Below are 25,653 nucleotides of genomic sequence, written 5' to 3'. Positions count from 1 at the left end.
GGTGCCTGCGCCGTCCGCCGCGCGGCGCCCCTCCATGCTAAACCCCTAGGGGAAATGCCCCGGTTGCTCGACGATCTCAGCCGTTCGTGAGGGCTTCCCGGAGGCGGTCGAGGAACGGGAGCTGGGAGCGTACGATCCGGTCGCCGGCCTCGGTGAGGGCGAACCACGCCGCCCGGTCGACCTCGGGGAACTCCTGGCTCTGCCCGCTGCGCGGCGGCCACTCCAGGGTGAAGGTGTTGCTGGAACGGAACGCCAGTCCCGGATCGGCCTCGACGGCGTACGCCCGGACCACCTTCGCGCCGCTTCGTACGGTGCCCAGATCGACCACCTCGCCCGCCGGCGCGGGCACCCCGACCTCCTCGGCGAACTCTCGGCGCGCGGCGGCGAGGGGATCCTCGTCGGTCTCCTGGATCCCCTTGGGGACCGACCAGGCGCCGGCATCCTTGCGGGCCCAGAACGGACCGCCCATGTGGACCAGGAAGACACGCAGGCCTTCGCCGGACCCGGTCCAGGGCAGCAGGCCGGCGCTCCGGACGGTCATCGTGCGCTCCGGACGGTCATCGTGGTCATCGGGTCAGTCGTCCGTCGGCTCAGTCGTCCGTCGCGTCGTCGTCCCGGAACGGGTCGTCGGGGGACTCCGCCGGGAAGTCGTCGGCCGAGTTGTCGTCCAGCGAGGAGACGAATTCCGCGACGATGTCGTTGAAGGCCTGCGGATCCTCCTGGTGAGGACGCGGGCCGCCGGCGACGGCATGGACGGTCGCGTTCGGCAGCCGGGCGGCCAGATCCTCCGCGCCGCGCCGCGCCGCCCGGTCGTCGGCGTGCAGGATCAGCACCGGGCAACCGACGTGCTCGGGGGCATCGCCGAGGTCGAGGGTGGCGAGGATGTCCATCGCTGCCAGCAGACGATCCTTGTCGAGGTTCTGTGCGGCCAGCCGGGCCCGCGGCACGAGCCGCAGCGCCGTACGTTGCCGGCGCAGCTCCCGCCCGCCCGGGGCCACCAGGGGGTTGACCAGCACCAGGCCGCGGACCATGGCCGGGCTGTCGGCGGCGCACCGCAGCGCGACGGTCCCGCCCAGCCCCACGCCGACCATCGCCACCGACTCGACGCCGTACTCCAGCGGGATCACGCTGAGCGCGTCGGCGGCCGCCTGGAGGTCGAAGACCTCCTTGTCGATCGGCTTCATCCCACGCAACCACGGGGTCAGCGGGCGCCACCCCTCCGGCAGGGCGCCGACCTGGTCCTGCCAGGTCAGCGGGGTGTCGGCCATGTCGTGCAGGAACACGAGGATCTTCTCGGGGCGGGGCGCCGCTCCCTGCTGGTCGAGCGGCGACGGGGACTCTGGCATGGCCCCTACTCTAGGGGCCATGGAATCGGGTCTCTCCCCTGCCGGACGTTCGGCACTGCTCAGCGCCGGCACTCAGCTGGTCCGCACCCTCGAGGCGTGTGCGGCCGCACTGGACCGGCTGGCCACGGAGGCCCGGACCCAGTGGGTGGCGGGAGCGACCACCGAGGAGATCGCGGAGGTGCTCGACGTGACCGCCGATTTCGCCGCGGCGCTGGTCTCGGAGGACCGGACCCCCGCGGTGCGGCTCCGGGTGCCGTAGCCCGGACGCGCAGAACGGGGGCCCCGGGATAGGGACCCCCGTTCCTGGCTGAGCGGTGACGCCGCGGCTCAGGCGGCGTACGTCACGTGGCTCGGCTCGATCACTCGGCGGCGGCCGCAGCGGCCTCCTCGGCCGGCTTCTCCACCACCAGGGTCTCGGTGGTGAGCAGCAGCGAGGCGATCGACGCGGCGTTGGTCAGCGCGGAGCGGGTGACCTTGACCGGGTCGATGACGCCCTGGGCGATCAGGTCGCCGTACACCCTGGTGGCCGCGTTGTAACCCTCGTTGGGGCCCAGCTCGGCGACCTTGGTGGTGATGACGTAACCCTGCTCGCCGCCGTTCTCGGCGATCCAGCGCAGCGGCTCGGCGACCGAACGACGGATGATCTCGGCACCCACCTTCTCGTCACCCTCCAGGTCGAGCTCGGCGAGCACCTTGGAGGCGTGGATGAGCGCGGCGCCGCCACCGGCGACGATGCCCTCCTCGATCGCGGCGCGGGTCGCGGAGACGGCGTCCTCGATCCGGTGCTTGGTCTCCTTGAGCTCCACCTCGGTGGCGGCGCCGACCTTGATCACGCACACGCCGCCGGCCAGCTTCGCGACCCGCTCCTGGAGCTTCTCGCGATCCCAGTCGGAATCGGTGTGCTGGATCTCGGCCTGCAGCTGGGCCACCCGGGCCTCGACCTCGGCGGCGTCACCGGCACCGTCGACGATCGTGGTGTCGTCCTTGGTGACGACGATCCGACGGGCCCGGCCAAGCACGTCCAGACCGACCTGGTCGAGCTTCAGGCCGACCTCGGGGGCGACGACCTGGCCGCCGGTGAGGATGGCCATGTCCTGCAGCATCGCCTTGCGGCGGTCGCCGAAGGCCGGCGCCTTGACGGCGACGGAGGTGAAGGTGCCGCGGATCTTGTTCACGACCAGGGTCGACAGCGCCTCGCCGTCGACGTCCTCGGCCACGATGAACAGGGTGCCGCCGGCGCCGATGACCTTCTCCAGGAGCGGGAGCAGGTCGTTCATCGAGGAGATCTTGCCGGAGTTCAGCAGGATGTAGGGGTTCTCCAGCACGGCTTCCATGCGCTCGGTGTCGGTCACCATGTACGGGGACAGGTAGCCCTTGTCGAACTGCATGCCCTCGGTGAACTCGAGCTCGGTGCCGAAGGTCTGCGACTCGTCGACGGTGATCACGCCGTCCTTGCCGACCTTGTCGAAGGCATCGGCGATCAGGGCGCCGATCTGCTCGTCGCGCGAGGAGATCGTGGCGACCGAGGCCATGTCCTCGGTGGTCTCGACCTGGCGGGCCTGCTCGGCCAGCTTGTCGACGACGATGCCCACGGCCTTGTCGATGCCGCGCTTGAGCTCGATCGGGTTGGAGCCGGCCGCGACGGCCCGCAGGCCCTCGTGGACCATGGCCTGGGCCAGTACGGTCGCCGTCGTGGTACCGTCGCCGGCCACGTCGTTGGTCTTGGTGGCGACCTCCTTGGCGAGCTGGGCGCCGAGGTTCTCGTACGGATCCTCCAGCTCGACCTCACGGGCGACGGTCACGCCGTCGTTCGTGATAGTGGGGGCGCCCCACTTCTTGTCGAGGACGACGTAACGGCCCTTGGGGCCGAGGGTCACCTTGACGGTGTTGGCGAGGATGTCGACGCCGCGCTCGAGCGAGCGGCGGGCCTCCTCATCGAATTGCAGCAGCTTTGCCATCGGTGCGTCTCCTCAGCGGGTCACTTGGAGACGACCGCGAGGATGTCGCGGGCGTTGAGGAGCAGCAGGTCCTTGCCGTTGTACTTGACCTCGGTGCCGCCGTACTTGGAGTAGATGACGGTATCGCCCTCGGCGACGTCCATCGGGACGCGCTGGCCCTTGTCGTCGATCCGGCCCGGGCCGATCGCGAGGACGGTGCCCTCCTGCGGCTTCTCCTTGGCGGTGTCCGGGATGACCAGACCCGAAGCGGTGGTGGTCTCGGCTTCCAGCGGCTGGACGAGGACGCGGTCCTCGAGCGGCTTGATCGTGACTGCCACGTCAAACCCCTTTCACATGTCTCGATGTTTCAGTGTCTGTTGAGTGGCAGGGGCGTCGTCGCGGGTGCCGTCCCTGGCCGTTGGCACACTCACGGGGAGAGTGCCAACGGAAACGTTAGTCGGGGGTTAGCACTCGCGCAACCCGACTGCCAGATGCGGGGTCGGGCCGCCCCGGGTCGCATCGGGACACCCTGTGGCCGGGCCCGGGTCATCGGGTGGGCTCCGGCGCGTCGGATCGGGGGTTGCGATCGAGGATGCGTTTCATCCCCCTGGTGACGCTGTTGGTGACACTGTCCGACAGCCGGAGACGTTCCCGCGGGAACGTACGGCCCCCCGTTCCGCGCCGTGGCGGGGCACATTGTCACCGACAGGTCACGGCGGGCGGGACGTCCGGACCACCGCGTCACCAGTGGGGTAAAACGAAGGTCGAGCCGACGAAGCGGGTCAGGCCCCGACGATGTTCTGCCCGCAGACCCGTACGACCTGGCCGTTCACCCCGCTGGTGGCGGGGTCGGCGAGATAGACGACGGTCTCCGCCACGTCGATCGGCCGACCGCCCTGGTGGAGGCTGTTCGTACGGCGGAAGATCTCCTTCTGCAGGGTCGGGATCGCCGCGGTCATGTCGGTTTCGATGAAGCCGGGGGCGACGGCGTTGACGGTCAGCGGCCGGTCGGCGTACGCCTCACGCAGGGCCAGCACCAGGCCGATCACGCCGGCCTTGGAGGTGCCGTAGTTCGTCTGACCGCGGTTGCCCGCGATGCCACTGGTCGATGAACTCGCGACGATGTGCACGTCCTCGGCGTAGCCGCCCGGCAGTCCGGGGTCCAGCAGCACCGTGTTGATCCGCAGCTGCGCGGCGAGGTTGACGTCGAGCACCTGGGCCCAGCGCCGCTCGTCCATGTTGGCGAGCAGCCGGTCGCGGGTGATGCCGGCGTTGTGGGCGATCGCCTGGATCCTGGCGTCGGCGCCGTACCGCTCGGCCACGTGCGCGGCGATCCGCTCCCCCGCGTCCGGGGCGGTGATGTCGAGCTGCAGCGCGGTGCCGTGCACCTCGTTGACGACGGCACCGAGCGCCTCCCCGGCCCGGGGCACATCGACCGCGACCACGGTCGCGCCGGCCCGGTGGAAGGTCCGGGCGATGTCCGCGCCGATGCCACGGGCCGCCCCGGTGACCACGACGATCCGCCGTGCGCCCGCGGACCGGGCCGGCCCGGCGGCCCCGGAGGGAGGGGTCGTCCCGGGGACGATCCCAGCACCCCGGGGAGGCAGTGCCGTACGCCGCGGCCCGATCTGCCAGGACTGCCCGCTGACGAACGCCGACCGTCCCGACAGCAGGAAGTCGAGGGTGGAGGCGAGATCCTCGGGGCCCGCCCCGGCGGCGAGCAGGATCAGGTTCGAGGTCGCGCCGCCGCGCAGTTCCTTGGCGACCGACCGGTTGAGCCCGTCGAGTCCCCGGGCGGCGGCCTTGGCCTCGAGGCCCTCGACGTCCTCGGTGCGCGGGCCGACCAGGACCACCCGGCCGCTCGGCTCCAGGGCACGGACGGCGGGCCGCAGTGCGGCGCGGACGTCCTCGAGGGCGGCGACGGTCCGCAGCCCGGTGAGGTCGAGCACAACGGCGCCGAGCCCGGAGTCGTACGCCGGGGGTTGCGGCCTGCCGTCCGGATCGGCGGTCCGGTGCGCCGGGTTGTCGCGGAGCGGGTCGATGGCCGTGACACCGAGCGCGGCCAGAGTGGCTGCGATGATGCTCGCCGCACCGGTGTCCGCGGCGGAGTGGCCGCCACCGGTGTCCGCGTCCGCGCGGAGGTCCGTCCCCGTGCCGGGATCGCCGCCGAGCACGGCGAAGGCGACCGGACCGACCGGCCGCCCCGGACCCCTGCGCAGCTCCGATCCCTCGGGGAAACCGAGCTGCCGGGTCAGCGCGTGGCCGACCGGGGACGCCAGCAGGGCCTCGAGCAGTGCGTCGGCGGTCCGGGGCTTCGAGGAAGAGGACATCAGATCGCCTCCAGGATCGCGGCGACACCTTGGCCGCCGGCGGCACAGATCGAGATCAGCCCGCGGGCACCGGGCCCGCGGGCGGCGAGCAGCTTGGCCAGCGTCGCCACGATCCGGCCGCCGGTGGCGGCGAACGGGTGACCGGCGGCGAGCGAGGAGCCGGTGACGTTGAGCTTCTCCGGGTCGATGGTGCCCAGCGCCCCGGGCAGGCCGAGGGTGTCGCGGCAGTAGGTCCCGTCGGCCCAGGCGGCCAGGTGGCTGAGGACGGTGGCGGCAAAGGCCTCGTGGATCTCGTACAGGTCGAAGTCCTGCAGGGCCAGCCCGTGCCGGGCCAGCAGCCGCGGGACGGCACGGATCGGAGCCATCAGCAACCCTTCGGCGCCGGAGACGAAGTCGACCGAGGCGACCTCCGCGTCGATGATCCGGGCGAGCACCGGCAGGTGCCGGTCGCGGGCCCACTGTTCCTCGGCGAGCAGCACCAGCGCGGCGCCGTCGTTGAGCGGGGACGAGTTGCCGGCGGTCATCGTGCCGCCCGGGCCCTTGCCGAACACGATCGGCAGTGCCGCGAGCTTCTCCAGCGAGGTATCGGGCCGCAGCGACTCGTCGCGGGTGACGCCGCGGTGTGGGGTGACCAGGTCGTCGAAGAAGCCCGCCTCCCACGCGGCGGTGAGCTTGCGGTGGCTGCCGAGGGCGTACTCGTCCTGGGCCGCCCGGGTGATCCCCCACCGGGCGGTGGTCCGCGCCTGGCTCTCCCCCATCGACAGCCCGGTCCGTGGCTCCGCCACCTGCGGGGCGACCGGGACCAGGTCGCGGGGCCGTAGCTCCGCCAGTGCCGCCAGCTTCGCCTGAGTGGTCCTGGCGGCGGCGTAGCGCATCAGCACCCGCTGCAGGCCGGCGCTCACCTCCAGCGGGGTGTCGCTGATGCTGTCGGCGCCGCCGGCGATGCCGCTGTCGAGCTGGCCCAGCCGGATCTTGTTGCTGAGGTAGATCGCCGCCTCCAGGCCGGTCCCGCAGGCCTGCTGCAGGTCGACCGCCGGGGTGTCGGGGGCGAGCGCCGAACCGAGGACTGCCTCCCGGGTCAGGTTGAGCAGGGTGCCGTGCTTGAGCACCGCGCCGGCAGCCACCTCGCCCACCCGGGTGCCGGCCAGCCCGAAGCGGGCAACGAGTCCGTCCAGGGCGGCGGTGAGCAGGTCGAGGGTCGAGTCCCGGGCGTACGACCCGCGCGCCTTGGCGAAGGGGGTCCGGTTGCCCCCGACCACCACGGCGGTGCGTCCTGACGACCCGATGCGTTCTGACGACATCGTCACGCCCTTCCCGAGGGGACCGGGTCGGGTGGACCGTTTCCAGGAGCCCGGGTCCTGTGACCCACGCCTACCTGGTCGGTGTGGCGCGGTTCACATATTCTACTGGGAAGCCGGCGTCCCAGGGCGGGATCCGGCCGCACGGCGCCGCCGTGTGGCCCCCGACGCCGCTGAGCGGCGGCGGCTCAGCGCTGAGAACGGCTGACGAACGGTAGTGGCTCAGCGCCAGGAGAGCGGCCCGCTGGACCCGGCGTGGTACTCGTCGAGCGGCACCCGGCCGTCCGACCACGCCTCGACGACGGGAGTGAGGATCCGCCAGCACTCCTCGGCGACATCGCCGCGGACGGAGAGCATCGGATCACCCTGGATGATGCCGCTGAGGATCTGGCCGTACGGGCGCAGCGGGCTGTCGCCGAGCTCGGCGGCCAGCCGGGTCCGCTCCAGGTCCCAACGGTCCCCTCCGGCGTTGGTCGCCAGGACCAGTTCGAGGGTCTCCGGGCTCATCCCGATCCGCAGCACGTCGCACGCCGCCAGGTTGCGGAACCCCTCCGGCTGGTGGGCGACCGACCGGTACACCACGGTGATGCCGCGCACCCCGTCGCCGAGAGCCTTGCCACTGCGCAGCCGGATGGGCACCCCGGCCCACCTGCTGTTGCGGATCTCGACGGTGACCTCGGCCAGGGTCTCGGTCTCCCGGGCCGGGTCGACGCCGGTCTCCGCAACGTACGCGGGGATCGTGCGGCCCTGGATGGTGCCGGCGGTGTAGCGGGCCCGGCGGGAGGCGGCCACCGGGTCGTCGCCCCACAGGTGGGTGGAGCGCAGCGTGTGGACCATCAGGTCGCGCAGCTCGACGGCGTCCAGCCGGGCCGGCTCCTCCATCGCGAACATCGCCATCACCAGCAGCAGGTGGCTCTGGATCATGTCCTTCAGCGCGCCGGCGCGGTCGTAGTAGCCGGCCCGGCCCTCCAGCGCGAGCGCCTCGTCGTCGATGATCTCGACCCGTTCGATGTTCTCGGCGTTCCAGGTCGGCTCCAGCACCCGGTTGGCGAAGCGCAGGCCGAGCAGGTTGAGGACGGTTTCCTTGCCGAGGAAGTGGTCGACCCGGAAGATCTGGTCCTCGCCGACCAGCCGGGCCAGCAGCGTGTTGAACCGCTGCGCGCTGGCCAGGTCGGTGCCGAACGGCTTCTCGATCGCCAGCCGGATCCCGTCCGGCAGGTCGATCCGGGCCAGCGCCTCGCAGGCCTTCATCGTCACGGCCGGCGGCAGCGCGAAGTAGAGCACGATCTGGCCGGTCAGTTCGAACAGGAAGGCGCGCAGCTGGTCGGGGTCGGTGACGTCGAGGCGTACGTAGCGGGTGGTGCCGAGCTGCTTGTGGACCCGCTCGGTCGGGCAGCCGCCGGCCGGGAGCACCGAGGAGACGAGCTCGGTCCACCGCTCCTGCGGCCAGTCGAGGTCGGAGGCGCCGATCAGGGTCAGCCGGAGGTCCGGTTCGGCCTTGAGCAGCGTGCCCAGCCCCGGCAACAGCAGGCGGTGGGTGAGGTCCCCGGAGGCTCCGAGGATGACGAGCGTGACGGGCGCAGCGGCATCGGACATGACAGCACTCTACGAGCGGGTCGACGAACGCCGGGCAAGACCTCGGCTCCCCCGCGTGCAGTCGGGTCCGCCTGGTGCGGTCGGGTGCGCTGGTGCGGTCGACGGCCGGGAGCCTGGCCCGAGGCGTACGTCGGTTCCGGCCCGAGGCGTACGTTGGTTCCGCCGGCGGATCAAGGTTCCGCCGGCGGATCAAGGAGGAGGCGAGCGGTGGGCACGGAACAGATCACCCTGACCGAGGAGTTCCGGCAGGCGCTGGCGATCCTCGAGGGCGGCGGCAATCTGTTCCTCACCGGGAAGGCCGGCACCGGCAAGTCGACGTTGATCCGGCACTTCATGGCCGGCACCGAGCGGCGGATCCTGGTGGCAGCGCCCACCGGCATCGCTGCCCTCAATGTCGACGGCTACACGATCCACCGACTGTTCGGCTTCCGGCCGACCACCACGCTGGAGGACGTCCGCGACGGCGGCTACCGCCCCGGCGGCTTCGCCCGGACGCTGCGGTCGCTGCAGACGCTGATCATCGACGAGGCCTCGATGGTGCGCGCCGACCTCTTCGACAAGGTGGTGGCGGCCCTGGCGCGCTACGGCCCGCGGCCGGGGACGCCGTTCGGTGGGGTGCAGCTGGTGCTGGTCGGCGACCTGCTGCAACTGCCACCGGTGGTCGAGCCGTCCCTGGCGGAGTTCTTCCGCACCCGGTACGCGACGCCGTACTTCTTCTCCGCCGATCGGTTCCGCCGGGACGACTTCCCGACCGTCGCGCTGACCAGGATCTTCCGCCAGCGCGGCGACCAGCGGATGACGTCCGTCCTGAACGCGATCCGCGAGGGCGTCCTGGTCGAGCAGGCCAGGGAGGAGCTCAACGCGCGGACCGATGCGGAGTTCCGGGCGCCGGACGGGGAGTTCTGGCTGACCCTGGCCCCGACCAACACGATCGTCACCGCCCGCAACCGGCAGCGGCTCGCGGAACTCCCCGGTGAGGAGATCGTGCATCGGGCGACGGCGACGGGGGCCCTGGCGACGTTCGACCCGCCGGCCGACCAGGTGCTCCGGTTCAAGCCCGGGGCCCAGATCATGATGCTGAGCAACGACCCCGCCGACCGATGGGTGAACGGCACCCTGGGCCGGGTCCTCGACGTGACCACCGACACCGACGGCCTCGAGGTCACCGCGCAGTTCCTCGACGGATCGACGGCGACCTTCGCCGAGAACACCTGGGAAGCGACCCGGCCCTCGATCGTCGAGGGCCGGCTGAGCCACGAGGTGATCGGCACCTGGACGCAGCTGCCCTTCCGGCTGGCCTGGGCGATCACCATCCACAAGAGCCAGGGACAGACCATCGACCGGCTGATCGTCGACCTGACCGGCGGGGCCTTCGACTATGGGCAGGTGTACGTCGCGCTGAGCCGCTGCACCTCGCTGGACGGACTGGTCCTCAAGCGGCCGGTGCTCGCCAAGGACCTGCGCACCGACCGGCGGGTGCTGCGGTTCCTGCGCGAGGCGACCGCACCGGCGGAGTCGCACCGGCACTGCGCCGTCGCCGTGCTCACCGTCGGCTCGGAGGGCCGGATGTCGCGGCCCCGCCCGGTCGAGATCGGTGTCGCGTTCAGTGACGGCACCGGCATCAGCACGCTGGTCAATCCGCAGCGCGATCTCGACGACGCCCGCACCGCGTACGGCATCTCGGTCACCGACGTGCTGCTGGCCCCGACCCTGCGCCAGGCCTGGGCGGTGCTCGGCCCGCTGCTCGAGGGGGCCACCCCGGTCGGGCTGGACACCGACCTGACGCTGGGGCTGATCGACTTCGAGCTCAAGCGGCTGGGCCGCGTCGTCCCGTTGCCGCTGGCCGTCGAACTGCCGCGTACGTCACTGCGACCGGACGAGCGGCGGGGGCTCGCGAGCGGCCGCGCGCTGGAACGGGCCCGCGCCGCGCTGGCCGCCCAGCAGCGCCTCGGCTGCACCGACGCAAGTGCCGGCCCGTTCGTCGGGCTCGACGACGACACCGACAGCGACGCGATGGGCTATCTGCTGACCCGCGACCCCCAGGTCACCGCCCCCTCCTCGGCCCAGACCCCAGTCCTGTCGGCACTGCTGACCGCCGGCCGGGCGCTGAGCGCCGCCGTCCTCGACGGTGCCACCGCGGCCGAAGTACGGGCCTTCCCATGGGTGGAGGGCGTCGGCTGGGATGACCCGCTGCTGGGGCGTACGGTCGCGCGGCGGCTAGCGGAGGCCGCCGAACACTCGGCCGGCCTGCCGCCGGCTCTCACCGACCGGCTGCGCCAGGTCGAGGTGCTGCTCGGCCAGCCGCTGCTCGACGGCCTCCGCACCACCGGGGATCACCCGGGCATCGAGGCGGTGCTGGTGCCGCAGACCCGGCTGTGCTTCACCGGCACTGTGTGCGATGCCGGGGTGGAGTACAGCAAGGCGGAGCTGGAGACCCTGGTGGTCTCGCTGGGGCTGCGCTGGGCGGCGAACGTGTCGAAGACCCGCTGCGACGCGCTGGTCGTGGCCGAGGTCGGCACCCAGTCGGGCAAGGCCCGCAAGGCCAAGGAATACGGCAAGCCCGTCTTCTCCGCCGAGGAGTTCTTCGCCTGGGTGCGATCGAGGGACACCGGGCGCACAGTGACACGGACGCGGTGAGACCCGCCCTGGCGCGGGTGTTCGGTCTGCCCGGTGGGCGCTGAGCCATCTGGCCGGGATCACCACCAACGCAGTCGTCGGGGCGCCGGTCGCGGGGGCCCGGGGCGCCGGGACGCCGGTCGCCCCGCCCGCGAACGCACCGACGGTCGGTGGACCGGTCGCGGACAGGCCGATCGACTCCGGGCGGCGCATCCCGAGGTGGCGTTCGAGATCCACCAGCCCCCGGCGTAGCGGTCTGGCCATCGGACCGTAGCGACCCGGTTGGGCCACGCAGGTAGGTCTCGCCCATACGTTTGTGCTGGTAGTCGGACACGAACGCGCGGGCGAAACCCACCCGTGGGCGGTGTAGCCCCCCGCGTCAGACGGCCGCGGACGTCCGGGCTGCCCGTCGCCCCTCCGGCCTCTCTCGAACAGCGGCCTCCCGGGCCTCGGCGCTTCCCGCACCCCGACAGGCACATACTGGCCTCACCGGCAGTATGTCACGGCAGGCGTGCCCACGACCGAAGCAGAGGGAGGACCAGATGCGTACGAAGGGACTGCTCCTCGACATCGACGGCGTGCTGATCGTCTCCTGGCAGGCGCTCCCGGGGGCCGTCGAGGCCTTCGCCGCGCTGCGGGAGACCGGGGTGCCGATGCGGCTGATCACCAACACCACCTCGCGCACCCGAGAGGGGATCACCGAGGCCCTGCAGGAGGCCGGCTTCCCGGTGGAGACCGAGGAGGTGATCACCGTGGCGGCCGCGGCCGCGGCGTACGTGCAGGAACACCACCCCGGGGCACGTTGCCTGCTGCTGAACCGGGGCGACCTCGGCACGGACCTGGACGGTCTGACGCTGGTCCCGCTCGGCACCCCGCCGACCGAGGTGGATGTGGTGCTGGTGGGCGGTGCGGGGCCCGAGTTCACCTACGCCGCCCTCAACCATGCGCTGGCCTGCCTGGTCGAGGGGGCCGCGCTGGTCGCCCTGCATCGCAACCTGGTCTGGAGGACCAGCGCGGGCCTGGAGCTCGACGCGGGTGCGTTCGTCGTCGGTCTCGAACGGGCCGCCGGCACCGCGGCGGTGGTCATCGGCAAGCCGGCCTCGGCGATGTTCGCGACCGGCGTGGCCGCCCTGGGACTGGACTCGGCGAGCGTCGCGATGGTCGGCGACGACCTGGTCTCCGACGTCCGGGGGGCGATGGCGGCCGGGCTGACCGGCATCCAGGTGCGGACCGGCAAGTTCCGCGAAGCGCAGCTCCGGGACGGCGGGCCGGCCCCGGACGTAGTACTCGACTCCTTCGCCGATCTGCCGCGATGGCTGTGGGGTGCCTGAGACCGTGGTTCGCGGATCTCGGTCCGGCTGCATGAAACGGCCGCAGCAGGTTTCGGAGATGAGAAGCCTGGGTCAGGGCCAGGAGTGGCCGCCTTCACCCGCCGGTGCGATGGGGCGGGAGAGCCGGGCCACGTCGGTGAGAACCTTGCGGGCCACGCCGCCGACCGCGACCGTCAGCGCGTAGTTGAATGCGGACGAGACCCCCATGCCGACCCCGAAGGGAAGGGCGGCGACCGCTGTCTTCTGTGCGTTGATCACCACCTTGTGAAACAGGGGTGTGATCGGCTGCAGGCTCGGTCCGGACAGACACCGATCGATGATCTCGGCGGTGTCGTCAACGGGGGTCGTGGCTGCTCCGCAAGCGAACTGATCCGCGGAGCTCGTCAGGGCGATCCCCAGCGCCACCTCGACTTTTTCCGCGTTGCTCAGCTCGTCCGCATACAGCGCAACAAGACACATAACCACGTCGGTCTGGATCTTCATCGACACACCGGGGTCAACCACGCCGCCCCCAAGAGCCGCAACCGTCCCCCAGCCAGACGCCCGGTCAAGCTCGCCGGCATGCTCCCCGCAGCCGCCATCGGCGGTCCCCCATTCGCTCGCTGCGCCCTGACACGCGCACCCATTCCACACTTTTCACACTTAGGGCAACACTTTGCACTGTGCAATCCATTGCACTCGGCGAGCGTGTTGGGCATGCCCGTCGTCCCGGAACCCAACCTTCAGGCACTCGGTCTGGATGTTGCGCGGCGGCGTCTGGAAAAGGGCTGGACGATCGAATACCTGGCAGAACATGCCGGCCTCAGTCGCCGCTCGGTCATCAACGTCGAGAACGGCCACCATGTCCCTGACCTGAAGACGGTTCACGCCCTTGCCCACGCCCTCGACGTCTCCCTCGGGGAACTACTGACACCGCTCTGTGCCCACCACCTCGAACCTGACGGGCCGGCGAAACAGTAGCCGCATCGCGGATCCGGGTCGACGCCGCACCAAAAGACCCCCGAACGGCGATCCTCAGCTCGCCCGACGGTGCGTCCAGGCCAGCAGGTCCGCCACGCTCCAGGTGTTGACGATGCGGTCGAGTGGCACTCCGGCCTCCTGCGCCCGGGCGCAACCGTACGGTTGCCAGGTCAACTGTCCGGGGGCGTGCGCATCGGTGTCGATCGAGAACAGGCAGCCGATCTCGACCGCCTCCCGCAACAGCCGCATCGGCGGGTCGAGACGCTCCGGCCGGCAGTTGATCTCGACGGCGACGCCGAAGTGCGCGCAGGCCTCGAACACCAGCCCGGCGTCGAACTCGGATTCCGGCCGGGTGCCACGGTCACCGGTGATCAGTCGTCCGGTGACGTGGCCGAGGATGTCGACGTGCGGGTCGGCGAGGGCGGTGATCATCCGGCGGGTCATCGGGGCACTGGACATCCGGAGCTTGGAGTGCACACTGGCGACCACCACGTCCAGCCGGTCGAGCAGCGCCGGATCCTGGTCAAGGGCGCCGTCCTCGAGGATGTCGACCTCGATGCCGGTGAGCAGGCGGATGGGCGACCGTACGCCCCTGTCGCCGGCACCGGCACCGTCCTCGGCATCGCCCCCGACCGCGGCGAGTTCGGCGATCACCGCGAGTTGCTCGCGGAGGCGGCCCGCGGTGAGCCCGTGCGCCACGGTGAGATGTGGCGAATGGTCGGTGAGCGCCAGGTAGCGATGCCCGAGTTCGGCCGCCGCGGTGAGCATCTCCTGGATCGGGCTGGCGCCGTCCGACCAGTCCGAGTGCAGGTGCAGGTCGCCCTGCAGGGCCGCCCGGATCGTCTCCCCGCCGGTCGCGACCGGCCGGGCGGCATCGCGTTCCAGTCCGGCCAGGTAGTCCGGGACGCGCCCCGCCAGGACATCGGTGATCACGCCGGCCGTACGCTTCCCGACGCCGGCTAGGTCGGTCAACGTGCCGATGGCGGCGCACCGGCGCAGTTCGTCGATGCCGAGCCGCTCCGCGGTGTCCGCCGCGGTGCGGAAGGCCCGCGCCCGGTACGTCTCGGCGGACGCGCGCTCTAGCAGATAGGCGATCCGGCGCAGCACGGTGGCCGGATCGAGTTCCCCGGTGTCCACGTCCCCAGTCTCCCATCACCCACGTGAGGCACACCACACCCATGGCGCCGTTCCTACTGCCCCGGCCCCGGCTCCTGCAGTGCCCGGACGGCCAGATCACGCGCCTTCCTGAGTTGCCCGATCAGCATGGGCGCCCGGGATTCCTCGAAGCGCGGGCTCGGAATTGCGACAGTGATCGACGCGATGGGATCCCCGGGCCCCATCAGCACGGCGACACCGAGAGCCACCACCCCCACCTCGGACTCGCCACGGTTGACGGCATAGCCCCGCTCCCGGATCTCGCCGATCTCCGCCCAGAGTTCCTGGAGTGTGGTGATCCGCGCGAAGTCCCAGGGACGCAGTCCCCCGGTGTGCAATGAGGCGATCACCGCGTCCGGCAGCGCGGCCAGCATCGCCTTGCCCCCCGCCATGACGTAGGCCGGCATCCGCTGCCCGCTGCGCAGCCCGACCCGGAGACCCTGACTGCCCTCGATGCCGTCCACGAATTGGGCGTCCGCACCGGCCAGCATCTGCAGGTGAATCGTCTCACCGACCTCGGCGTGCAGAGACTCCAGCACGTGATGCAGCCTGGCTGTCAGCCGGGGCACCGACCGCTCCACCCCACCGGCCACGAACAATGCTGGGCCCGGGTGGTAGAGCCGGTGCTCCCCCTGCCGGACGTAGCCGCGGCCGGCCATCGTTGTCAGCAGTCGGTGTGCTGTCGACGGCGCCACCCCGAGCTCTCGGGCCGCATCGGTGACCGACAGCTGCGAGCGCTCCGACAACAAGGACAGGAGCACGAGGGCACGATCGACCGCGTCAATCCGATACGGGTCGGTCTTCCGCAGATCTTTCTGTATCACAGAAAAATGCTATCAATTCATTGCGCACTCGGGAAGCACCTTCCTATGCTCACACCATCCACGTGGCGACGGTCACACGATCTTCCGGATGGGTCACACATCGGGTCGGACCCTGCACCCGCCTCGACAGGTCACCTACCCGGCCATCGGATCAGCTTCAACCACTCTTCAAGGAGGAAGACGTGACGAAGTCCCAGGTCCTCATCTCCGGCGGCGGCATCGGCGGCGTCGGAGCCGCGCTCATGCTCGGTCGCCGCGGCATCTCGGTCACCCTGCTCGAGCGCGAGTCCGCCTTCGCCGAGGGCGGCTACGGTCTCCAACTCGGCCCCAACATCACCCGCATGCTGCGCGAGGAGGGCGTGGTCGAGGAGATCGCCCGACAGGCGGTCTTCCCCAAACGGCTGGTCTTCCGATCCGGCGTCACCGGGGAAGAACTCAACTGGCTCGACTGCGACGACCTCGAACGGCGTTACGGCTCGCGCTATCTCGTCATGCACCGCGGTGACCTGCTCGACGCCCTGGTCCGGGCGGCCCGCGCCACCGGCAACGTCACCCTGCTCCACGACAAGAAGGTCGTCGGGTTCGAGGACACCGGTTCCGGTGTCGTGGTGCGGACCGAGGACGGCGGGACCTACCAGGGCCAGGTCTTCGTCGGCGCCGATGGCGCCCGCTCACGGGTACGCCGGCACTTCGTGGACGACCAACTCCAGCCCACCGGCTACGTCGCCTATCGCGGGACCATCCCCATCTCGGCGGTGGATCCGCGGCTGGACCTGGAGTCCGTCACCGTCTGGTTCGGCCCGGGCCTGCACCTGGTCCAATACCCACTGCGTGACTCCACCGAGTTCAATCAGGTCGCGGTCTTCCGGTCGCCGGCGTACGCGCGGGGCGAGACCACCTGGGGGACCTCCGAGGAACTGCTCGCGCGCTTCGGCCCCGACGCCGGCTTGCACCCGTCGGTGGTCCGGGCTCCGCGCGAACTGGGCATGGCCCGCGGCTGGCCGATGGCCGACCGCCCGCCGCTCGACACGTACGTATACGGCCGGGTGGCCCTGTTGGGGGACGCCGCCCATGCCACCCTCCAGTACCTCGCCCAGGGCGCCGGCCAGTCCCTGCTGGACGGTGCCGCCCTGGCTGCCCGGCTGGCGTCGCTGGCCGACGCCGAGGTGTGGACAGACGAGCAGGTCGACGCGGCACTGGCCTCGTACGACAAGGAGCGCCAGCCGCTCGGCTCACGGGTGCAGGCCACCTCACGCTGGTGGGGCGAGATCTGGCACGTCGACACCGCCGGCGCCGTGCTCGTCCGCGACGAGGCGTTCCGCAAGATCGACCGCTACGACTACCACTACGTCGACTGGCTCTTCGGCCCGGTGGTCGACGGCGGCGCCCAGATCGCGGTCTCGGACGCGGCGCACGACGTCGGCTCCGATCAGCAGACGACCACCGCTGCCGACGCCCCCGGCATCCCCGCCCACGCCTGACCCCCGCGGTCACGACAGCACGAGGAAGTGACGACATGACCATCTTCGAGAACGCCGAACTGGATCACACCCAGGTCGAGAACGCCATGGCCCCGGAGGACTCCGCCGGGCTGCGCCAGCTCTACAGCGACTTCGACCAGGCCCACCTGATGCCGCTGTGGACGCAGCTGGACGACCTGATGCCGATGCACCCGACACCGAGGTCGGTCCCGCACATCTGGAAGTGGTCCACCCTCTACCCGCTCGCCCAGTCGTCCGGCACCCTCGTGCCGGTCGGGCGTGGTGGCGAACGGCGCGCCATCGGCCTGGCCAACCCCGGCCTGGGCAACAAGCCGTACATCTCCCCCACGCTGTGGTGCGCCATCCAGTACCTCGGCCCCGGCGAGACCGCCCCCGAGCACCGTCACTCGCAGAACGCCTTCCGCTTCGTGATCGAGGGCGAGGGGGTGTGGACGGTAGTCAACGGCGATCCGGTCCGGATGAGCCGCGGCGACCTGCTGCTCACCCCGGGCTACTGCTGGCACGGCCACCACAACGTCACCGACCGGCCAATGGCCTGGATCGACGGCTTGGACATCCCGTTCGCCCAGACCAACGACACCACCTTCTTCGAGTTCGGCCCCGATGAGTTGACCGACTACTCCACCCCGAAGTCCTCCCGCAACGAGCGGCTGTGGTGCCACCCCGGCCTACGTCCGCTGTCCGGTATCCACGACACTGTGGCCTCGCCGATCGGCGCCTACCGCTGGGAGTACACCGACCGGGCGCTCACCCAGCAGCTGCTGCTCGAGGACGAGGGCCACCCGGGCGTCGTCGAGCCCGGCCACGCCGCGATCCGCTACATCAACCCGACCACCGGCGGTGACGTGATGCCGACGATCCGTACGGAGTTCCACCGGCTGCGCCCCGGCACCGCCACCCAGACCCGCCGCGAGGTCGGCTCGACGGTGTTCCAGGTGTTCGAGGGCAGCGGTTCGATCGTCATCGACGGCACCGAGCAGCAGCTCGACATCGGTGACCTGGTCGTCGTCCCGTCGTGGGTCTCCTGGTCCCTGCAGGCCGACACCTCGTTCGACCTGTTCCGCTTCTCCGACGCCCCGATCATGGAGCGCCTCCACCTCGACCGTACGCACCTCGAAGGGACCACCCGATGAAGCTCGCCACCATCCGTACTGCCGACGGCACCCGCGCCGCCCTCCTCGACGGCGAGGCATACGTCGAACTGGCCGGCGTGGCGGACGTCGGCGCCCTGCTGCGCGACGGCGGCCTCGCAGCCGCCGAGGCCAAGGCCATCGGCCCGCGCCACGCCGCCGCGGACGTCGAGTTTGCTCCTGTGGTGACCAGGCCGGGCAAGATCCTCTGCGTCGGCCTGAACTACCGCTCGCACATCCTCGAGATGAAGCGCGACCTGCCGCAGTACCCCACCCTCTTCGCGAAGTTCGCCGACACCCTGATCGGCGCCACCGACGACATCATCCTGCCGCCCGAGTCGGACGCGATCGACTGGGAGGCCGAGCTCGGCATCGTCATCGGCGCCACCGTACGCCGCGCGACGGCGGAGGAGGCCGAGCAGGCGATCGCCGGCTACACGATCTGCAACGACATCTCGATGCGGGACTGGCAGTTCCGCACCCGGGAGTGGCTCCAGGGCAAGACCTGGGCGGACGCCACCCCGCTCGGCCCGGCGCTCGCCACCGTCGACGAGGTCCCGGCGGACGCCGCGATCACCACCACCGTCGACGGGGTGGAGAAGCAGCGTGGCCGGATCGACGATCTGGTGCACGACCCGGTGTTCCTGGTCCGCTACATCTCCACGATCCTGCCGCTGCGGCCCGGCGACGTGATCATCACCGGCACCACCGGTGGCGTGGGCCACGCCCGCGAGCCGCGGGAGTACCTCCACGCCGGCCAGACGGTGACCGTCGCCATCGACGGCATCGGCGCGCTCACCAATGTCACCCGCGCCGAGGCCGTCGACCGGATCTCCGCCGGGGCCCTCGCCGGAGCCGAGCAGTGATCGCCCCGCAGCGCGAGCTCGACTGGGCCCGGAAGGGCGCGGCGTACGTCTCCGGGGCCCTCGCCGGGCTCAGCGACGAGGAGTTGTCCGCGCCGAGCCTGCTGCCCGGTTGGACCCGTGCGCACGTCATCGCCCACCTCGGCTACAACGCCAAGGCCCTGTCGCGGCTCGTCACCTGGGCGCGCACCGGGGTCGAGACGCCGATGTACGGCTCGCTCGACCAGCGCAACGCGGAGATCGCCTCCGGCGCCGACCTGCCGGCCCAGCAGCTGCGGGGCCTGTTCACCGAGGCCGAGGCACAGCTCGACGCCGATTGGACCGGGGTCACCGAGGAGCAGTGGGCCAATGAGGTGCGCACCATCCAGGGGCGTACGGTCCCGCTGAGCGAGACCGCCTGGATGCGGACCCGCGAAGTGTGGGCACACGGCATCGATCTGTCCACCGAAGCCATCACGTACGCCGACGTCCCGGCCGACCTGCTCGACGAACTGGCCGCCGACGTGCTGCGGAGCTGGGCGCGACGGGACGAACAGATCGACCTCGTCGTGGCGCCGACCGACCGCCCCGAGCGGATCGTGGTCGGCTCCGCCGAGGGAGCCCCGGTGGTCTCCGGTCCGATGGCCGACCTGGTCGGCTGGCTGACCGGCCGCCGCGACGACGGGCTGTCCGTCGGCGGTCGCCCGGCCGGCGCGAGCACCGACCTGCCCACCATTCCCCGCTGGTTCTGACCGGCATCCGTTCCCGAATCCTGAGAGAGGACCACTCGTGACAACGGCGTCATCCCCCTCCCCTTCCCCCACGACCATGACCGCCCGCCCGGCCGGCCTGTCGGGCCTGGCCCCCGTCATCGTCGCCTGGCTGTTCGTCATCTTCGACGGCTACGACCTGATCGTCTACGGCACCGTTCAGAAGGCCCTGCGCGCCGAATGGCACCTCGACGCGGCCACCGCCGGAACGATCGGCTCGCTGGCGTTCCTCGGCATGATGATCGGCGCGCTCGTCGCCGGTCGACTGTCCGACACCATCGGCCGCAAGAACGCCATCATCGGCTCGGCGGTCGTCCTGTCGATCTTCACCGCGCTGTGTGCCGTCGCACCCAATGCCTGGATGTTCGGAGCACTGCGTCTCCTCGCCGGACTGGGCCTGGGCGGACTGGTGCCGACCGCGAACGCACTGGCGGCCGACCTGGTCCCGCCCCGCTGGCGAGCCAGCGTGGCGACGCTGATGATGTCGGGAGTCCCGCTCGGCGGCTCGATCGCCGCACTGCTCGGCATGCCGGTGATTCCGCAGTGGGGCTGGCGGCCGATGTTCGCCCTGGCCCTGATCGCACTGGTCGTCCTGGTGCCGATCGCGATCCTGATCCTCCCGTCCGACGCCCCGGCCAAGGGAGCACCGCACGCCCACAGCGAGACCGCCGCAGGCTTCAAGGCCCTGTTGCGGCCGCCCTACCTGGTCATCTCCGTGCTGTTCGCCGTCGCGACGATCGTGACGCTGATGGCTTGGTACGGCCTGGGCACCTGGCTGCCGAATCTGCTGCAGGACTCCGGGTACAACCTCGGCGCCGCCCTCATGCTGACCCTGGCCCTCAACCTGGGCGCGATCCTTGGGTCGGTGGTGACCGCCTGGGCAGGTGACAGGTACGGCCCCGTCCCGACCGGGGTGGTCGCGGCGGCCCTGGCCGGGGTGGCGCTCCTCGCCCTGCTCGCCCATCCACCGGTCGGCGCGGTCTACCTGATCCTCGTCCTCGCTGGGGTCGGTACCCACGGCACCCAGTGCCTCATCATCGCGGCGATCGCCACTTACTTCCCGGACGAGCTGCGCGGCACAGCCCTCGGCTGGGGCCTGGGTATCGGCCGGATCGGCGCCGTCGCGGCACCGCAGGTCGGCGGTTGGCTGCTGGCCGCAGGGCTGGGGGTGGGCTCCAACTACCTGTTGTTCGGCGGCTGCGCGATCATCTCGGCGGTCATGCTAGTGGCGATCTGGAAGATGTTCGGCGTCACCCACAAGGACCGCTCGGCCCGGGAGGCCTCGCTGGTCGCGCACTGACCAGTCTGCGGCCCTCACGCCCGCGCAACACGATGGCCGCCCGGGCTTCCGGGCGGCCATCCTGCCGTGATAACACCGCTTCCTGTCGCGGCGGATCACCTCCTCCCGGCCGGACGACTCCGGCCGACGGGCTGCGGTTCACGGACCGTCGCCTCGGTGGCGTCGAGGTGCCCGCTCCGCGGCCCGTCGTGGCCCAGGACCGGTGCTGCTGCGGTCGCACCCTCCGGGGCCGGTTCGGTCGCTGTGACCGACCCGACCTGCCCCGACGCTGCCACCGCCGACGCCGTCACCCGGGAGGCCTCCGTCGGTCCGGCCACCGCGGCGGCATCCTCGGCCACGCCGACAACGCGACTCCGGCCACCCACGGCCCGCAGCACCATGTCGATGAAACTGGGCTTGCCACGCATCTTGCTGATCACGTCGAAGGCGACCGCGCCCAGCAGCACCAGACCCTTGATGATCTGGATCCAGTTGGAGTCGACCGACATGTTGGCCAGGCCGAGGTTGAGCACGCCCATCACCAGGCCGCCGATCATCGACCCGAGCACGGTGCCGACACCGCCGGCAACCGCCGCTCCGCCGATGAAGACCGCAGCGATCGCATCCAGCTCGAAGTTCTGGCCGTCCTTCGGGTTCGCCGCATTGAGGTAGGCGGTGAAGACCATCCCGGCAATGGCGGCGAGGAAGCCCATGTTGACCATCACCAGGAAGTCGGTCTTCTTGGTGTCGACGCCGGACAGCCCGGCGGCATGCCGGTTGCCGCCCACGGCGTAGATCCGGCGCCCGGCGACGGTCCGCTGGGTGATGAAGGTGTAGACGATGACCAGCGCGAGCAGGATCAGACCGACCACCGGCACGCCTCGGTAGGAGGCCAGCAGCAGCCCGAAGACCAGGATCAGCGCGCCCAGCAGCACCAGCTTGACGATGGTGGCGACCATCGACGGCAACGGCATGTCGTGTTCCCTGAGGTCGGCCCGTCGGCGGAACTCGAACCAGACCAGGGCGACGATCGCCAGCACGGTCAGCAGCAGGGTGATGTTGTGGTAACCGGTGTCCGGGCCCACCTCGGGCAGGTAGCCGTTGGCGATCTTCTGGAACGCCTCCGGCACCGGGATCGACTGGGCGTTGAGGATCATCAGGTCGAGGCCGCGGAAGAGCAGCATGCCGGCCAGGGTGACGATGAAGGCGGGGATGCCGACGTACGCCACCCAGAAGCCCTGCCAGATGCCGACCAGGATGCCCATCGCCAGGCCCAGCAGGATCGCCGCGGGCCAGGGGAAGTGCCAGGAGTGCATGCTCATCGCCACCGTGGCGCCGACGAAGGCGCAGACCGAGCCGACGGACAGGTCGATGTGGCCGGCGATGATCACCATCACCATGCCGATGGCGAGGATGAGCACGTAGCCGTTCTGTACCAGCAGGCTGGTGACGTTGCGCGGCTGGAGGAACAGACCGTCGGTGAGGAACTGGAACAGCAGTACCAGTGCGCCCAACGCGATCATCATGCCGTACTGGCGCAGGCCGCCGCCGGCGAGGGCGTCGCGGACCTTCCGCAGGGTGGAGGTCCTGCCGGGTCCGGGGTCGGCGCCGTGGTCTGGCTTGTCGGTCGGCGGCTTCGTTGTCGGCGCCATGTCAATCGGCCTTTCGCTGGGTCATGTAGCGCATGAGGGTCTCCTGGTCGGCCTTCTCACGCGGGAGGTCGGCGGTGATCACGCCCGCCGAGAGGGTGTAGATGCGGTCGCAGATGCCGAGCAGTTCGGGCAGCTCGGAGGAGATCACCAGCACGCCCTTGCCGGCGTCGGCGAGTCGGTTGATGATCTCGTAGATCTCGTACTTGGCCCCGACGTCGATGCCGCGGGTGGGTTCGTCGAGGATGAGGATCTCCGGGTCGGTGAAGATCCACTTGCCGAGCACCACCTTCTGCTGGTTGCCGCCGGACAGCTTGCCGACGCCCTCCTCGATCGAGGGCGCCTTGATCCGCAGTGACCGGCGGTACTCGTTGGCGGCCTTGATCTCGAGGTTGGCGTTGACGACGCCACGCCGGGAGATCTTGCGCAGCTTCGCCGACGGGATCGAGCGGCGGATGGTGTCGAGCAGGTTGAGCCCGAGCGTCTTGCGGTCCTCGGTGACGTACGCCAGACCGTCGCCGATCGCCTCCTCGACGGTGCGCAGCCGCAGCAGTCGGCCGTCGAGCCGGGCCTCACCGGACACCTTGTGGCCGTAGCTCTGGCCGAACAGGCTGCGGGCGAACTCGGTGCGGCCCGCGCCCATCAGGCCGGCCAGCCCGACGATCTCGCCGCGACGGATGGTCAGCCCGGCGTGCTTGACGACCAGCCGGCGTGGGTCGTCGGGGTGCGCGACGGTCCAGTCGGTCACCTCGAACAGCACCTCACCGACCCGGGGCTCGTGCGGTGGGTAGCGGTGCTGCAGGTCGCGGCCGACCATCCCGCGGATGATCCGGTCCTCGTTCACCTCCCCGGCGGCGACGTCGAGGGTCTCGATGGTCTGGCCGTCGCGGATGATGGTGATCGAGTCGGAGATCTGCTCGATCTCGTTCAGCTTGTGGCTGATCATGATGCTGGTGATGCCCTCGGCCTGCAGTCCCTTGAGCAGCTCGAGCAGGTGGCGGCTGTCGGTGTCGTTGAGGGCGGCGGTCGGTTCGTCGAGGATCAGCAGCCGGACGTCCTTGGCGAGCGCCTTCGCGATCTCGACGAGCTGCTGCTTGCCGACGCCGATGCTGCGGATCGGGGTGTCCGGGTTCTCGTCCAGGCCCACCATCCGCAAATACTTCAGGGCCCGGCCCCGGTTCTCCTGCCAGTCGATGACGCCGGCAGTGGCGTGCTCGTTGCCGAGGAACATGTTCTCGGTGATGGTGAGTTCGGGGATCAGGGCGAGTTCCTGGTGGATGATGACGATCCCGGCCTGCTCGGACTCGCGGATGTTGCGGAAACGGCACTCCTGGCCGTCGTAGCTGATCTGTCCGGTATAGGTGCCATACGGGTGGACCCCCGACAACACCTTCATCAGAGTGGACTTGCCGGCGCCGTTCTCGCCGCAGATGCTGTGGATCTCGCCGCGACGGACCTCCAGATTGACGTCGGACAGGGCCTTGACCCCGGGGAACGTCTTCGTGATGCCGCGCATGGACAGCAGGGTGTCGGTCATGATGCCTTCCTCGTGGGACCGACCGGTTCCACGCTCTCCGGGGGCAGAGGTGCTGCCCCCGGCGGCGCGGAGGTCCGGGCTACTTCAGCTGGTCGGCCGTGTAGTACTTGGCGTCGATCAGGACCTGCGAGACGTTCGCCTTGTCGACCGGGACCGGGTCGAGCAGCATCGTCGGGACGACCTTCACCCCGTTGTTGTAGGAGGAGGTGTCGTTGGTGGTGACCGTCTGGTTGCCGGTGACCTGCTGGATCATCTGCACGGTGGCCTCGGCCAGCTTGCGGGTGTCCTTGAACACGGTCGAGTACTGCTCGCCGGCCAGGATGCTCTTCACCGACTCCAGTTCGGCGTCCTGGCCGGTGACGACCGGCAGCGTCTTGCCGCCGGAGCCATAGCCGGCGCCCTTGAGGGCGGCGATAATGCCGCGGGAGATGCCGTCGTACGGGGACAGCACACCGTTGACGTCGGCCGAGCTGTAGGACTTGGTGAGCAGGTTCTCCATCCGCTTCTTGGCGGTGCCGGCGTCCCACCGCAGGATGGCGACGGTGTTGAAGTCGGTCTCACCGGAACGGACCTTGATCTCACCGGCGTCGATCTTCGGCTGCAGGACGCTCATCGCGCCCTTGTAGAAGAAGGTGGCGTTGTTGTCGTCGGGCGAGCCCGCGAAGACCTCGACGTTCCACGGCTTCGGGGCGCCGCTGGCCGCCAGGCCCTTGAGCAACGACTCCCCCTGCTGCACACCGACCTTGTAGTTGTCGAAGGTGGTGTAGTAGCTCACCGCGTCGGTCTCCCGCAGCAGTCGGTCGTACGCGATGACGGGGATGCCGGCGTCCTTGGCGTCCTTCAGGGCGCCCTTGAGCGCGACACCGTCGATCGAGGCGACCACCAGCAGCTGGTTCTTCTTGGTCACCATGTCGGAGACCTGGGTCACCTGGGTCGGGATGTCGTCGTTGGCGTACTGGAGGTTGACCTTGTAGCCGGCCGCTTCCAGGGCGCTCTTGATGTAGTCACCGTCCTTGATCCAGCGTTCGGACGTCTTGGTGGGCATCGCCACCCCGATCGTCCCCTTCGTCGCCGACGACCCGGCCGGAGCCGCGCTGCCGGCGGACCGACCACAGGCGGCCAGCGCCACGGTCAGGAGGCCCGCGAGGATGACCGCGAGTAGTTTGCGCATGATTGCTCACTTTCCCCAGTCGCCGCACCGTTGCGACGCTGGATCGAGCCCGCCGGGCGGCCCGGACGGGCGAGGTTCGTGTCTACCGCCCCGGAGCGAGGAGGTGGTGGGCGAGGGGCCGGCGTGAGGACGGCGAGGGATCGGCGGCGCGAGGAGGCACCGGTCGGGCGATCGGACGGCGGACCGAGGGGCGCCGGGACAGGTGGTGGATCGGCATCTGCGGCGCCACGGCGAGGCCGCGCCCGCGCACTACCGAGATCAATGTTCGAGCTACGAAGATTCTTTCGCCACAATGGTCGACAAACATTCTCGGCGTCATGCCCCCACTCGCCTCCTTGCGCGTGATGCGGAACCGTGCTCCCATCGGGGTCATCTCGACT

22 protein-coding genes are annotated in these 25,653 nt (G+C 70.5%); 9 read left to right on the top strand and 13 right to left on the bottom strand.

Annotated features, from left to right (window positions below; translation table 11 throughout):
* Window positions 1-76: 76 nt before the first annotated feature.
* Together R0145_RS04200 and R0145_RS04195 are read right to left on the bottom strand one after the other, a co-directional pair.
* Window positions 77-541: an NUDIX domain-containing protein gene (locus R0145_RS04200; RefSeq protein WP_317839164.1), complete on the bottom strand. Its 465-nt coding sequence runs from the start codon at window positions 539-541 to the stop codon at window positions 77-79.
* Between the two features lie 49 nt (window positions 542-590).
* Window positions 591-1,346 carry an alpha/beta hydrolase gene (locus R0145_RS04195; RefSeq protein WP_317839163.1) on the bottom strand — a complete coding sequence of 252 codons (756 nt, stop codon included), beginning with the start codon at window positions 1,344-1,346 and terminating at the stop codon, window positions 591-593.
* 19 nt (window positions 1,347-1,365) lie between these two features.
* On the opposite strand from R0145_RS04195, the gene R0145_RS04190 reads away from it, so the two are divergent.
* Window positions 1,366-1,605: a hypothetical protein gene (locus R0145_RS04190; protein WP_317839162.1), complete on the top strand. Its 240-nt coding sequence runs from the start codon at window positions 1,366-1,368 to the stop codon at window positions 1,603-1,605.
* A gap of 100 nt (window positions 1,606-1,705) precedes the next feature.
* On the opposite strand, the gene groL is transcribed toward R0145_RS04190, so the two are convergent.
* From groL to R0145_RS04165, 5 genes are all read right to left on the bottom strand, one after another.
* Window positions 1,706-3,304: a chaperonin GroEL gene (gene groL, locus R0145_RS04185; protein ID WP_317839161.1), complete on the bottom strand. Its 1,599-nt coding sequence runs from the start codon at window positions 3,302-3,304 to the stop codon at window positions 1,706-1,708.
* 20 nt (window positions 3,305-3,324) lie between these two features.
* Entirely contained in the window at window positions 3,325-3,621 is a 297-nt protein-coding gene (groES, locus tag R0145_RS04180; protein ID WP_317690910.1) for a co-chaperone GroES, read from the bottom strand.
* A 444-nt stretch (window positions 3,622-4,065) separates the two neighbouring features.
* The gene (locus tag R0145_RS04175) at window positions 4,066-5,613 is read right to left on the bottom strand and encodes a 3-oxoacyl-ACP reductase (RefSeq protein WP_317839160.1); all 1,548 of its coding nucleotides are present in this window, start codon (window positions 5,611-5,613) and stop codon (window positions 4,066-4,068) included.
* Window positions 5,613-6,914 (bottom strand): acetyl-CoA C-acetyltransferase, encoded by a 1,302-nt coding sequence (locus R0145_RS04170; RefSeq protein ID WP_317839159.1) that lies wholly within the window; start codon window positions 6,912-6,914, stop codon window positions 5,613-5,615. Before R0145_RS04170 ends, R0145_RS04175 begins: the two co-directional genes overlap by 1 nt.
* Window positions 6,915-7,133: 219 nt before the next feature.
* Complete coding sequence (locus tag R0145_RS04165) at window positions 7,134-8,507, bottom strand: glucose-6-phosphate dehydrogenase (protein ID WP_317839158.1); 1,374 nt, start codon at window positions 8,505-8,507, stop codon at window positions 7,134-7,136.
* 207 nt (window positions 8,508-8,714) lie between these two features.
* Between R0145_RS04165 and R0145_RS04160 the strand changes: the two genes are divergently transcribed.
* Window positions 8,715-11,144: an AAA family ATPase gene (locus R0145_RS04160; protein WP_317839157.1), complete on the top strand. Its 2,430-nt coding sequence runs from the start codon at window positions 8,715-8,717 to the stop codon at window positions 11,142-11,144.
* A gap of 521 nt (window positions 11,145-11,665) precedes the next feature.
* On the top strand, window positions 11,666-12,454 hold the full coding sequence (locus R0145_RS04155; protein ID WP_317839156.1) for an HAD-IIA family hydrolase: 789 nt from the start codon (window positions 11,666-11,668) through the stop codon (window positions 12,452-12,454).
* Between the two features lie 72 nt (window positions 12,455-12,526).
* Here the strand turns inward: R0145_RS04155 and R0145_RS04150 are convergent, their stop codons facing one another.
* Window positions 12,527-12,937, bottom strand: coding sequence for a hypothetical protein (locus R0145_RS04150; RefSeq protein ID WP_317839155.1), 411 nt, complete (start codon window positions 12,935-12,937; stop codon window positions 12,527-12,529).
* A gap of 213 nt (window positions 12,938-13,150) precedes the next feature.
* Between R0145_RS04150 and R0145_RS04145 the strand changes: the two genes are divergently transcribed.
* A complete protein-coding gene (locus R0145_RS04145) occupies window positions 13,151-13,414 on the top strand; it encodes a helix-turn-helix transcriptional regulator (RefSeq protein WP_317839154.1) in 264 nt (87 codons plus the stop codon).
* A 54-nt stretch (window positions 13,415-13,468) separates the two neighbouring features.
* Here R0145_RS04145 and R0145_RS04140 read toward each other — a convergent pair whose 3' ends face one another.
* Window positions 13,469-14,551, bottom strand: a complete 1,083-nt coding sequence (locus tag R0145_RS04140) for a PHP domain-containing protein (protein ID WP_317839153.1) — start codon at window positions 14,549-14,551, stop codon at window positions 13,469-13,471.
* Between the two features lie 53 nt (window positions 14,552-14,604).
* Window positions 14,605-15,393 carry an IclR family transcriptional regulator gene (locus tag R0145_RS04135; RefSeq protein ID WP_317839152.1) on the bottom strand — a complete coding sequence of 263 codons (789 nt, stop codon included), beginning with the start codon at window positions 15,391-15,393 and terminating at the stop codon, window positions 14,605-14,607.
* A 182-nt stretch (window positions 15,394-15,575) separates the two neighbouring features.
* On the opposite strand from R0145_RS04135, the gene R0145_RS04130 reads away from it, so the two are divergent.
* The 5 genes from R0145_RS04130 (at window position 15,576) to R0145_RS04110 (ending at window position 20,937) form a co-directional block, all read left to right on the top strand.
* Window positions 15,576-16,874, top strand: a complete 1,299-nt coding sequence (locus tag R0145_RS04130) for an FAD-dependent monooxygenase (protein WP_317839151.1) — start codon at window positions 15,576-15,578, stop codon at window positions 16,872-16,874.
* A gap of 35 nt (window positions 16,875-16,909) precedes the next feature.
* Window positions 16,910-18,028: a cupin domain-containing protein gene (locus R0145_RS04125; protein ID WP_317839150.1), complete on the top strand. Its 1,119-nt coding sequence runs from the start codon at window positions 16,910-16,912 to the stop codon at window positions 18,026-18,028.
* On the top strand, window positions 18,025-18,891 hold the full coding sequence (locus R0145_RS04120; protein ID WP_317839149.1) for a fumarylacetoacetate hydrolase family protein: 867 nt from the start codon (window positions 18,025-18,027) through the stop codon (window positions 18,889-18,891). The genes R0145_RS04125 and R0145_RS04120 overlap by 4 nt, the downstream gene beginning before the upstream one ends.
* The gene (locus R0145_RS04115; protein ID WP_317839148.1) at window positions 18,888-19,619 is read left to right on the top strand and encodes a maleylpyruvate isomerase family mycothiol-dependent enzyme; all 732 of its coding nucleotides are present in this window, start codon (window positions 18,888-18,890) and stop codon (window positions 19,617-19,619) included. The genes R0145_RS04120 and R0145_RS04115 overlap by 4 nt, the downstream gene beginning before the upstream one ends.
* Before the next feature lie 76 nt (window positions 19,620-19,695).
* Window positions 19,696-20,937: an aromatic acid/H+ symport family MFS transporter gene (locus tag R0145_RS04110; protein ID WP_317839147.1), complete on the top strand. Its 1,242-nt coding sequence runs from the start codon at window positions 19,696-19,698 to the stop codon at window positions 20,935-20,937.
* A 95-nt stretch (window positions 20,938-21,032) separates the two neighbouring features.
* Here the strand turns inward: R0145_RS04110 and mmsB are convergent, their stop codons facing one another.
* The 3 genes from mmsB to chvE all read right to left on the bottom strand — a co-directional run bounded on the left by mmsB (window position 21,033) and on the right by chvE (window position 25,273).
* Complete coding sequence (mmsB, locus tag R0145_RS04105) at window positions 21,033-22,568, bottom strand: multiple monosaccharide ABC transporter permease (protein WP_317839146.1); 1,536 nt, start codon at window positions 22,566-22,568, stop codon at window positions 21,033-21,035.
* 1 nt (window position 22,569) lies between these two features.
* A complete protein-coding gene (gene mmsA / locus R0145_RS04100) occupies window positions 22,570-24,102 on the bottom strand; it encodes a multiple monosaccharide ABC transporter ATP-binding protein (protein WP_317839145.1) in 1,533 nt (510 codons plus the stop codon).
* 79 nt (window positions 24,103-24,181) lie between these two features.
* Window positions 24,182-25,273 (bottom strand): multiple monosaccharide ABC transporter substrate-binding protein, encoded by a 1,092-nt coding sequence (gene chvE / locus R0145_RS04095; protein WP_317839144.1) that lies wholly within the window; start codon window positions 25,271-25,273, stop codon window positions 24,182-24,184.
* Window positions 25,274-25,653: the final 380 nt, after the last annotated feature.

The organism is Raineyella sp. W15-4 (assembly GCF_033170155.1).
Lineage (GTDB): Bacteria > Actinomycetota > Actinomycetes > Propionibacteriales > Propionibacteriaceae > Raineyella.
The sequence above is the reverse complement of the archived record's forward strand: the minus strand, read 5'-3'. Positions and strand labels throughout refer to the sequence as shown.

Bases quoted from the DNA above. Each gene is read 5' to 3' on its own strand.
- R0145_RS04190 (WP_317839162.1), top strand. From the start codon at position 1,366: ATGGAATCGGGTCTCTCCCCTGCCGGACGTTCGGCACTGCTCAGCGCC.
- R0145_RS04125 (WP_317839150.1), top strand. From the start codon at position 16,910: ATGACCATCTTCGAGAACGCCGAACTGGATCACACCCAGGTCGAGAAC.
- R0145_RS04120 (WP_317839149.1), top strand. From the start codon at position 18,025: ATGAAGCTCGCCACCATCCGTACTGCCGACGGCACCCGCGCCGCCCTC.
- R0145_RS04155 (WP_317839156.1), top strand. From the start codon at position 11,666: ATGCGTACGAAGGGACTGCTCCTCGACATCGACGGCGTGCTGATCGTC.
- R0145_RS04175 (WP_317839160.1), bottom strand. From the start codon at position 5,613: ATGTCCTCTTCCTCGAAGCCCCGGACCGCCGACGCACTGCTCGAGGCC.
- R0145_RS04110 (WP_317839147.1), top strand. From the start codon at position 19,696: ATGACCGCCCGCCCGGCCGGCCTGTCGGGCCTGGCCCCCGTCATCGTC.
- R0145_RS04200 (WP_317839164.1), bottom strand. From the start codon at position 541: ATGACCGTCCGGAGCGCCGGCCTGCTGCCCTGGACCGGGTCCGGCGAA.
- R0145_RS04145 (WP_317839154.1), top strand. From the start codon at position 13,151: ATGCCCGTCGTCCCGGAACCCAACCTTCAGGCACTCGGTCTGGATGTT.
- mmsA (WP_317839145.1), bottom strand. From the start codon at position 24,102: ATGACCGACACCCTGCTGTCCATGCGCGGCATCACGAAGACGTTCCCC.
- groL (WP_317839161.1), bottom strand. From the start codon at position 3,304: ATGGCAAAGCTGCTGCAATTCGATGAGGAGGCCCGCCGCTCGCTCGAG.
- R0145_RS04150 (WP_317839155.1), bottom strand. From the start codon at position 12,937: ATGAAGATCCAGACCGACGTGGTTATGTGTCTTGTTGCGCTGTATGCG.
- R0145_RS04195 (WP_317839163.1), bottom strand. From the start codon at position 1,346: ATGCCAGAGTCCCCGTCGCCGCTCGACCAGCAGGGAGCGGCGCCCCGC.
- mmsB (WP_317839146.1), bottom strand. From the start codon at position 22,568: ATGGCGCCGACAACGAAGCCGCCGACCGACAAGCCAGACCACGGCGCC.
- R0145_RS04165 (WP_317839158.1), bottom strand. From the start codon at position 8,507: ATGTCCGATGCCGCTGCGCCCGTCACGCTCGTCATCCTCGGAGCCTCC.
- R0145_RS04170 (WP_317839159.1), bottom strand. From the start codon at position 6,914: ATGTCGTCAGAACGCATCGGGTCGTCAGGACGCACCGCCGTGGTGGTC.
- chvE (WP_317839144.1), bottom strand. From the start codon at position 25,273: ATGCGCAAACTACTCGCGGTCATCCTCGCGGGCCTCCTGACCGTGGCG.